Source organism: Salinibacter sp. (assembly GCF_036626415.1).
Classification (GTDB): domain Bacteria; phylum Bacteroidota; class Rhodothermia; order Rhodothermales; family Salinibacteraceae; genus Salinibacter.
In genome coordinates this window covers 1-7,427 of the sequence record NZ_JAZKRW010000137.1, presented here as the reverse complement: position 1 = coordinate 7,427, position 7,427 = coordinate 1, and the positions used below count along the sequence as shown (strand labels likewise).

7 protein-coding genes and 1 pseudogene are annotated in these 7,427 nt (G+C 66.8%); 6 read left to right on the top strand and 2 right to left on the bottom strand.

All coding sequences use genetic code 11. The features are described from left to right. A pseudogene (locus V5A20_RS12175) lies at positions 1-386 on the bottom strand (DUF6503 family protein); the annotation flags it as partial. Between the two features lie 205 nt (positions 387-591). Between V5A20_RS12175 and V5A20_RS12170 the strand changes: the two are divergent. Together V5A20_RS12170 and V5A20_RS12165 are read left to right on the top strand one after the other, a co-directional pair. Beyond that, entirely contained in the window at positions 592-1,029 is a 438-nt protein-coding gene (locus tag V5A20_RS12170; RefSeq protein WP_332327448.1) for an SPOR domain-containing protein, read from the top strand. A gap of 42 nt (positions 1,030-1,071) precedes the next feature. Further along, positions 1,072-1,923, top strand: coding sequence for a carbon-nitrogen hydrolase family protein (locus V5A20_RS12165; RefSeq protein ID WP_332327447.1), 852 nt, complete (start codon positions 1,072-1,074; stop codon positions 1,921-1,923). Between the two features lie 31 nt (positions 1,924-1,954). On the opposite strand, the gene V5A20_RS12160 is transcribed toward V5A20_RS12165, so the two are convergent. Further along, positions 1,955-2,434, bottom strand: coding sequence for a hypothetical protein (locus tag V5A20_RS12160; RefSeq protein ID WP_332316690.1), 480 nt, complete (start codon positions 2,432-2,434; stop codon positions 1,955-1,957). A 169-nt stretch (positions 2,435-2,603) separates the two neighbouring features. Between V5A20_RS12160 and V5A20_RS12155 the strand changes: the two genes are divergently transcribed. The 4 genes from V5A20_RS12155 to glgA all read left to right on the top strand — a co-directional run. Beyond that, entirely contained in the window at positions 2,604-2,831 is a 228-nt protein-coding gene (locus tag V5A20_RS12155; RefSeq protein WP_332316691.1) for a DUF2905 domain-containing protein, read from the top strand. A 145-nt stretch (positions 2,832-2,976) separates the two neighbouring features. Continuing rightward, the gene (locus V5A20_RS12150) at positions 2,977-4,938 is read left to right on the top strand and encodes a choice-of-anchor B family protein (protein WP_332327446.1); all 1,962 of its coding nucleotides are present in this window, start codon (positions 2,977-2,979) and stop codon (positions 4,936-4,938) included. Positions 4,939-5,085: 147 nt separating this feature from the next. Next, positions 5,086-6,369, top strand: a complete 1,284-nt coding sequence (locus V5A20_RS12145) for a glucose-1-phosphate adenylyltransferase (RefSeq protein WP_332316693.1) — start codon at positions 5,086-5,088, stop codon at positions 6,367-6,369. A 118-nt stretch (positions 6,370-6,487) separates the two neighbouring features. Further along, positions 6,488-7,427: glycogen synthase (gene glgA / locus V5A20_RS12140; RefSeq protein WP_332327445.1), on the top strand; the 940-nt coding region annotated here is incomplete at its 3' end.

Here is a 7,427-nt window from a genome sequence, read left to right as displayed (position 1 = left end):
GGGTCCCCGAGCGGCTCGGGCAGCAGGGCAAAGTAGGCCACCGAGTTGACGGTCGTCTCCACAGACGCCCGCTCGGACGGGGTGAGCGAGACGGTGTCCCCCTCCACCACGCGGTAGCGCCCGTCGTTCGTGAGGCCCTCGGTCACGGACCGGCCCAGCGAATCGGCGTAGGCACGCCGGTAGTGAAACGTCCCGCCGTCCTGCCGGAGGCGATACGCGTCGTCTCGGAAATCGAACGTGACCAGGGCCCGGTCGAGCACCGAGGCCCCGTGGGCGGCCTGGGCACTGTCGATCACGGCCTCGGCGGACGGCGACGGGGCCGGGGCCCCGCAGGCCCCGAGGAGAAGCACGAGGGCCGCGGTGGGCAAAAGAGCAAGATGGCGCATGCGAGACAGAGGGAGCGTGCGGTCGGAGGACAGTGAGCGGCATGTCTAATCGCCCATGGGGAGTGGAGTTGCGTCGGGACGGTCGGGGGACGTACGGCCGTCTCCGTTCCGTCTCGCCACGAACCGCGCACCGGGGCGGTGCGTAGGGAAGACCTTGTGGAACGGGGCGCGGTCCCGAGCCTTCTTCTGAATCACGTGTCTTCGCATGGCCCCACCAAACGCGCATCGATTCCGGGCGCTGGGCCTCCTGATCGGGGCGTGGGTGGGCGGGATGTTGTTGGGCGCCTGCTCGGGCCCGGCCCCGGAGTCGACCGATCAGTCCCTCATGGTGGAGCCAGGCGCCCGCATCTATCACGTGCAGCTCCGACTCACGGAGGACAAGGCCCAGGCGGCCGAGACGCTCGGGCGGGCCGAACAGTGGTGGCGCGAGCAATCCCCGGCGGACCGTCCCCCGCCTGTCCAGCGGGCCCGCTCTTCCGAGGCGCCCGTCACGATTGCGTGGAAGGCGCCCTTCTACCGCGTGCGGCTTGGCCCCTTCGCCACGGAGGCGCAGGCCGAGGCCGTCCTCGACGCCGCCCGCCCGACGTTTCCGGACGCCTTCGTCGCCCCCGATCGCGCGGAGGGCTCTGATCAGAAGCGCTGACCCCGCCTTTTCTCTTCTCCGTTCTCAGTATTGCCCAGAACCATGAACATCGCCCTCGTCCAGCACGCCCACCCGTCTTCACCCTCGGCCGCCGTCGATCGCGGCGCACGGGCGGTGCGGGCGGCCGCCGACGCTGGGGCCGACCTCGTCGTCTTCCCCGAGCTCTCGTTCACGCCCTTCTACCCGCGGGTGCCCATCACGGAGCGAGACCAGAGCGCCCTCGATCTCGCCGAGCCGGTGCCGGGCCCCACGACGGAGGCCCTCGCCGAGGCCGCCGCCGACCGGGGAGTGGTCGTCGTCTTCAACCTGATGGAGCGCGATGGAGACCGCACGTTCGACACCTCGCCCGTCCTCGACGCCGACGGCACGCTGCTCGGTCGGACGCGCATGATGCACATCACCGAGTACGAACACTTTCACGAGCAGGGCTACTACGCCCCGGGCGACACCGGCGCGCCCGTCTACGACACGGCCGCCGGACGGATCGGCGTGGCCGTCTGCTACGATCGGCACTACCCCGAGTACCTGCGGGCGCTGGCCCTGCAGGACGCCGACCTCGTGGTGGTGCCGCAGGCGGGCACCGTCGGGGAGTGGCCCGACGGGATGTACGAGGCCGAGCTTCGGACGGCTGCGCTCCAGCACGGGTTTTTTACGGCGCTCGCCAACCGCACGGGACCCGAGGGCGACATGCCGTTTGCGGGCCGCTCCTTCGTGACGGACCCGTTCGGGGAGGTCCTCACCCGGGCCCCCGGCGCCGAGGAAACCATCCTGCACGCCTCGGTCGACCTGGCCCGGACGGCCGAGGCCCCGGCCCGCCAGCTGTTTCTCCGCCATCGGCGTCCCGACCAGTACGAACGGGGCGCCGTGGCCCTCGCGTCGGACCGGACGGACTGAATGCGTCGGCCTCGTCCGCGTCGCCCTCCTGCTAAGCGAAGTACACGCCGAGGTACCGATTCCACAACATCAGGACGAGCATGACGACCCAGAGCAGGTGACCTACCCCAGTCCCGATGGCGACCTTCTTCCGGGCCGCGTCGGCCGCATCGGCCCCCAGCGACGCGCCCCCCTCCCCCGTCACGAACGCGTAAAGCGTATTCCACCCCGGCCGGATCACAAAGAGCTGGTCCGCCGCAAACAGCACGATGAGGGTGACGGACGTATGGTAGAGTGGCCCGTAGGCGGCAAAGTGCCCGCCCGCCACAAACGCCCCGAGCGAGAACACGAGGGTCAGCACCGCGAAGATGTTCATCTGCCGTACCGTGGCCGCCCCGTCGGTCGCGAGCGCGACCCCGGCCTCCCCGCCCTGGTCGAGCACCGTGCGGGCCCGCCCCGCAAGACGGAGGCCTAGCCCGAACCACGCGGCGGCCGTGATGATGTGGAGCGTGACGAGAACGGAGAAGATCATGGGAGCGCGGAGGGTGAGTACGAATCACATTCGCTGCCCTCTCACGCACGGCCCGAGGGAGAGTTTTGTCGACACACCTTCTTCGTCGTCCCGGAGCGCGGCCGAACGAGAGGGCACCCAATCTGGTTAGTGGGTGACGCTCTGGGTCTACAACAGAACCCTTCCCTGGATGGACGCCACCCCCCTCGGCCGCGGGCTGATATACCTGGGCGTCGGGCTCGCCCTGTTGGGCGGACTCGTCATGCTTCTCGGACAGGTTCTCGACCTGGGCAACCTTCCGGGCGACCTGGTTTATCGGGGCGACAACGTGCGGGTCTACGTCCCCATCGCCACCATGATCGTCCTGAGTGTCGTGCTCACGCTTCTCGTGAACCTGGCCCTCCGTCTCTTCCGATAGCCCCCGAAACGCCACGACAGTTGCCGGACTGCCACCCACTGGGGGAATGCGATCGGCGGATCTTCTCGGCCCGTTGGAAATTGCAGGTCAGTCCGTTGGGACTACCAATATTCCACCGATCCACCCGCTACATTTCCCTCCTCTCGTGCACCCCCCTCTCGTGCGGTTCTGGCTCGCAGAGCACCTGGCCCTACCACTCTGGCCCGCCGTCGTGTCTGTCCTGTTGGCCCTCGGCCTGGCTTCCCTCCCTCAGGCCGCGCAGGCACAGTCGTCCATCACCGGCGGGGCGATCGAATGCACGGACGGAACCGCAGATCAGTATCCGTGCGCCAATGCCGACCTGCTGTCGCTTCTCTCCATCAGTGCTCTCGGTGGAGACGCGGGCACGGACCTCAACGACGTCTGGGGCTGGACCGACCCTCGAACCGGAACCGAATACGCGCTAGTGGGCCGCACCGACGGCACCGCGTTCGTGGACGTCAGCACCCCTACCGATCCCGTCTATCTGGGCGAACTCCCTACCCATACAACCGAGAGCCCCTGGCGCGACGTGAAGGTGTACGATCACTACGCCTTCGTTGTCAGTGAGGCGCCCGGGCACGGCATGCAGGTATTCGACCTGACTCGTCTCCGCGACGTGGGCGCGGACGAGCGGCCCAAGACGTTCGACGAGACCGCCCACTACGACGGGAGCGATTCGGTCCGCCTCGAAACCGCACACAACGTGGCCGTCAATCCCGAGACGGGTTTTGCCTACATCGTGGGGGGAGGTGCGTCCGGGCCGGCCAACACCTGCGGCGGGGGGCTCCACATGGTCAACGTGCAGTCCCCCGCCACCCCCACCTTCGCGGGATGCTTCCCCGACGTCTCTGAAGGAGTCGGCGCGCCCAGCCGCCCGGACCGCTTCTCCGGGCCGTCCTCCTCCACGCCCGCCGGTGCCGCAGCAAGTGCACTGGAGACGGAGCGTGCCAAGGACTCCGGGTACACCCACGATGCACAGTGCGTTACGTACCGGGGGCCGGATACAACGTATCAGGGGGACGAACTGTGCTTCAACGCCAACGAGACTGTTCTCACCATTGCCGACGTGACCAACAAGGAGGCCCCGACGAGAATTTCCGAGACGGACTATCCAGACGTCGGGTACGTGCACCAGGCGTGGCTCACGGACGATCACCGCTACCTGTACGTCGACGACGAGTTGGACGAGCGGAACGAGCTCGTGGATCGGACCCGCACCATTGTCCTGGACGTGACGGACCTAGAGAACCCGACCCACGAAGCGAGCTTTTCGGGGGCGACCGGGGCCATCGACCACAATCAGTACATCCACGGCCCGTATTCCTACCAGGCCAACTACGAGAGCGGGCTCCGTGTCCTGGACGTGGCCGCCCCGGAATCTCCAGAGGAGGTGGCCCACTTCGACACGTACCCGGACAGTGATGCGCCGCAGTTTCGGGGCGCGTGGAGCACCTATCCGTTCTTTGATCGCAACATCGTGCTCGTGAGCAGCATTGGGGAGGGATTGTTCGTGGTCCAGCCACGGCCCTCGCCGTTTCTCTCATTCACGGGCACACCTCAGGGCCAAGGCGCACAACTCCAGTGGTCGACCTCGGAGACGGCCCGGACGGCCCGGGTCGATGTCGAGCACAAGCCCCCCGGGGCGGACGCTTGGCAGCGACGGACGACCGTTGAGGAAGATGGCGGTTCCGGCGCGCGCGACCACAGTGTTTCCCTCGACGACCTGCGGCCGGGAACGCATCAATTCCGGCTCCGACATACCTCGACGGAAGGAACCGTACGCACCAGCAGGGCCCAATCGGTGACGATTCTACCGTCCGACCCTGTGGCCATTGAGGGCCCTTCCCCAAACCCAACCCGTGGTCTGTCCGTCACTCGACTCACCCTCCGCGAGACACAGCATCTCCGTGTCGTGTTGTACGATGGCCTCGGCCGCCGTGTCCGCCTGCTCCATGATGGCCGTGTCGACGCCGGCGTGGTTCAGCGGTTTCGCATCCGTGCGTCCCAGCACGCCAGCGGCACATACTTCCTCCACGTTCAGGGGGAGTCGGTAGAGCTCCTGCGCAAGGTCGTCGTCGCACAATAGCGCCCCCCGCTCCGTCAAGCAGGCACTTGAGACGGACCCGTGTTTCATTGCATCCTACCGGTGGCTTTCTTCCTTGCCCCCTTCCAACCTCGCTAAACTACCGCTCGGCCTGCGCTGGCTTCTTCCTCGCACCTTCCTACGGTCCCCATGTCCACATCGCTCGACAACTCCATCCTCACCGTCATCCTTGGCGGCGGAAAAGGCACTCGCCTCTACCCCCTCACCAAGCTCCGGGCCAAACCGGCCGTGCCCCTCGCCGGGCGCTACCGCCTGATTGACGTGCCCATCTCCACGAGCATCAACTCGGGCATCACCCGCATCTTCGTCCTCACCCAGTACAACTCGGCCAGCCTCAACCGCCACCTCGCCCGGGCCTATCAGTTCGACCGCTTCAGCAACGGCTTCGTGTCCATCCTGGCGGCCGAGCAGACCCCGTCGTCCAAGAACTGGTTCCAGGGCACCGCCGACGCCGTGCGCCGCAGCCTCCCCCACATCGAGGGCCACCGGCACCGCCACGTGCTCATCCTCTCGGGGGACCAGCTCTACTCGATGGACTACCGCAAGATGCTGGCCCACCACCGCGAGACAGACGCGGATGTGACCCTCGGCACCATTCCGGTGACCGCCGACGACGCCACGTCGTTCGGCATCCTGAAGACCGACGACGAGCACGTCATCACCGAATTCCACGAGAAGCCTGCCCGCGACGAGCTCGACGGCCTGGACAGTCCCGTCCCCCCTGCCCTCGAAGAACAAGGCCGCATGTATCATGCCTCGATGGGCATGTACATCTTCGACCGCGAGCCCCTGCGCGCCCTGCTGGATGCCAACCCAGACGACCATGACTTCGGCAACCAGATCATCCCGAAGGCGATCGACAAGATGCGGGTCGCGAGCTATCCGTTCTCCGGCTACTGGAGCGACATCGGGACCATCCGCTCCTTCTACGAGGCCAACCTGATGCTGGCGGAGCCGGAGCCGCCCTTCAGCCTGTACGACCCGAATCGGCCCCTCTACACCCGGGCGCGGATGCTGCCGCCGGCCAAGGTCCAAAACTCGACCGTGCAGAACTCGCTGATCGCGGAGGGAAGCCTCCTCGAAAACAGTCAGGTGTCTCAATCCGTCGTCGGCATTCGCTCGTACGTAGGCCCGGACACGACCCTCAAGAACACGGTCATGCTGGGCGCCGATCACTTCCGGTGGCACGAGATGGAGGAGCGCGGCTTCGTGGAGGGGCCGGCCGATCCGGGGATCGGGAAGGAATCGTACGTCGAGGGGGCCATCATCGACAAAAACGTCTCGATTGGCAAGCGGTGCATCATCAAGAACCAGGACAACGTGCAGGAGGCCGAGGAAGACAAGTACCACATCCGCGACGGCATCGTCGTCATTCCCAAAAACACCCACATCCCGGACGACACAATTATTTGACTGCGGGGACGGGGGAATGGAAAAGAGGTCAGAGGGAACCCATCCATTAAACCGCTTCCTCGCCAGCCCATTCCTCCCATACTCTTTGCTCCTCCCACGTACCTCTTTCCCCTTTCCTATGAAAATCGTAATCCTCACCAACGAGTACCCGCCCAACGTCTACGGCGGGGCCGGCGTGCACGTCGAGTACCTGACCCGCGAGCTGGCCGCCCTGGACAACCGGCAGCACGAGATCGAGGTGCTCTGCTTCGGGGAGCAGGACGAGACGGACGACAACCTGCGGGTGCGCGGCGTAGCGCCCGACGTTGAGCTGCCCCGCCAGGACGAGCGCCACGCCAAGTTCATGGACGCGATGGCGCGCGACCTGGTCATGGCCGGCTCCGTGGCCGACGCCGACATCATCCACGGCCACACCTGGTACTCGCACCTCGCCGGCTGCCTCGCCAAGCAACTGACCGGCGGCCGGCTGGTGCTCACCACCCACTCCCTGGAGCCGCACCGCCCCTGGAAACGCGAACAGCTCGGCCGGGGCTACGACGGCTCCTCGTGGGTGGAGCAGACCGCCTACGAGACCGCGGACGGCGTCGTGGCCGTCTCCGGCGCGATGAAGGAGGACGTGCAGGCCCTGTACGACGTCGGCGGGGCCCAGACGGAGGTCATCCACAACGGCATCGACATCGACCAGTACCGCCCGCGCCCCGACCGGTCGACGCTGGCGGAGTACGGCGTGGACCCCGACCGGCCGTTCGTGCTGTTCGTGGGCCGCATCACGCGGCAGAAGGGGATCCTGCACCTCGTGGAGGCAATCCACCACTTCGACGACGACATCCAGGTCGTCCTCTGCGCGGGCGCCCCGGACACCGAGGAGATCGGGGCGGAGATGGAACGCCGGGTGGAGACGGCCCGGGCGGAGACGGACAACCGCATCGTGTGGCTCGCCGAGATGCTGCCGCGCGAGGACGTGATCACGATGTACACCCACGCCTCGGTCTTCGTCTGCCCCAGCGTGTACGAGCCGTTCGGCATCATCAACCTGGAGGCGATGGCCTGCGAGACGC

Excerpts from the sequence above, each read along its gene's own strand:
- V5A20_RS12170 (WP_332327448.1), top strand. The coding sequence starts at position 592 with ATGGCCCCACCAAACGCGCATCGATTCCGGGCGCTGGGCCTCCTGATC.
- V5A20_RS12165 (WP_332327447.1), top strand. The coding sequence starts at position 1,072 with ATGAACATCGCCCTCGTCCAGCACGCCCACCCGTCTTCACCCTCGGCC.
- V5A20_RS12145 (WP_332316693.1), top strand. The coding sequence starts at position 5,086 with ATGTCCACATCGCTCGACAACTCCATCCTCACCGTCATCCTTGGCGGC.
- V5A20_RS12155 (WP_332316691.1), top strand. The coding sequence starts at position 2,604 with ATGGACGCCACCCCCCTCGGCCGCGGGCTGATATACCTGGGCGTCGGG.
- V5A20_RS12160 (WP_332316690.1), bottom strand. The coding sequence starts at position 2,434 with ATGATCTTCTCCGTTCTCGTCACGCTCCACATCATCACGGCCGCCGCG.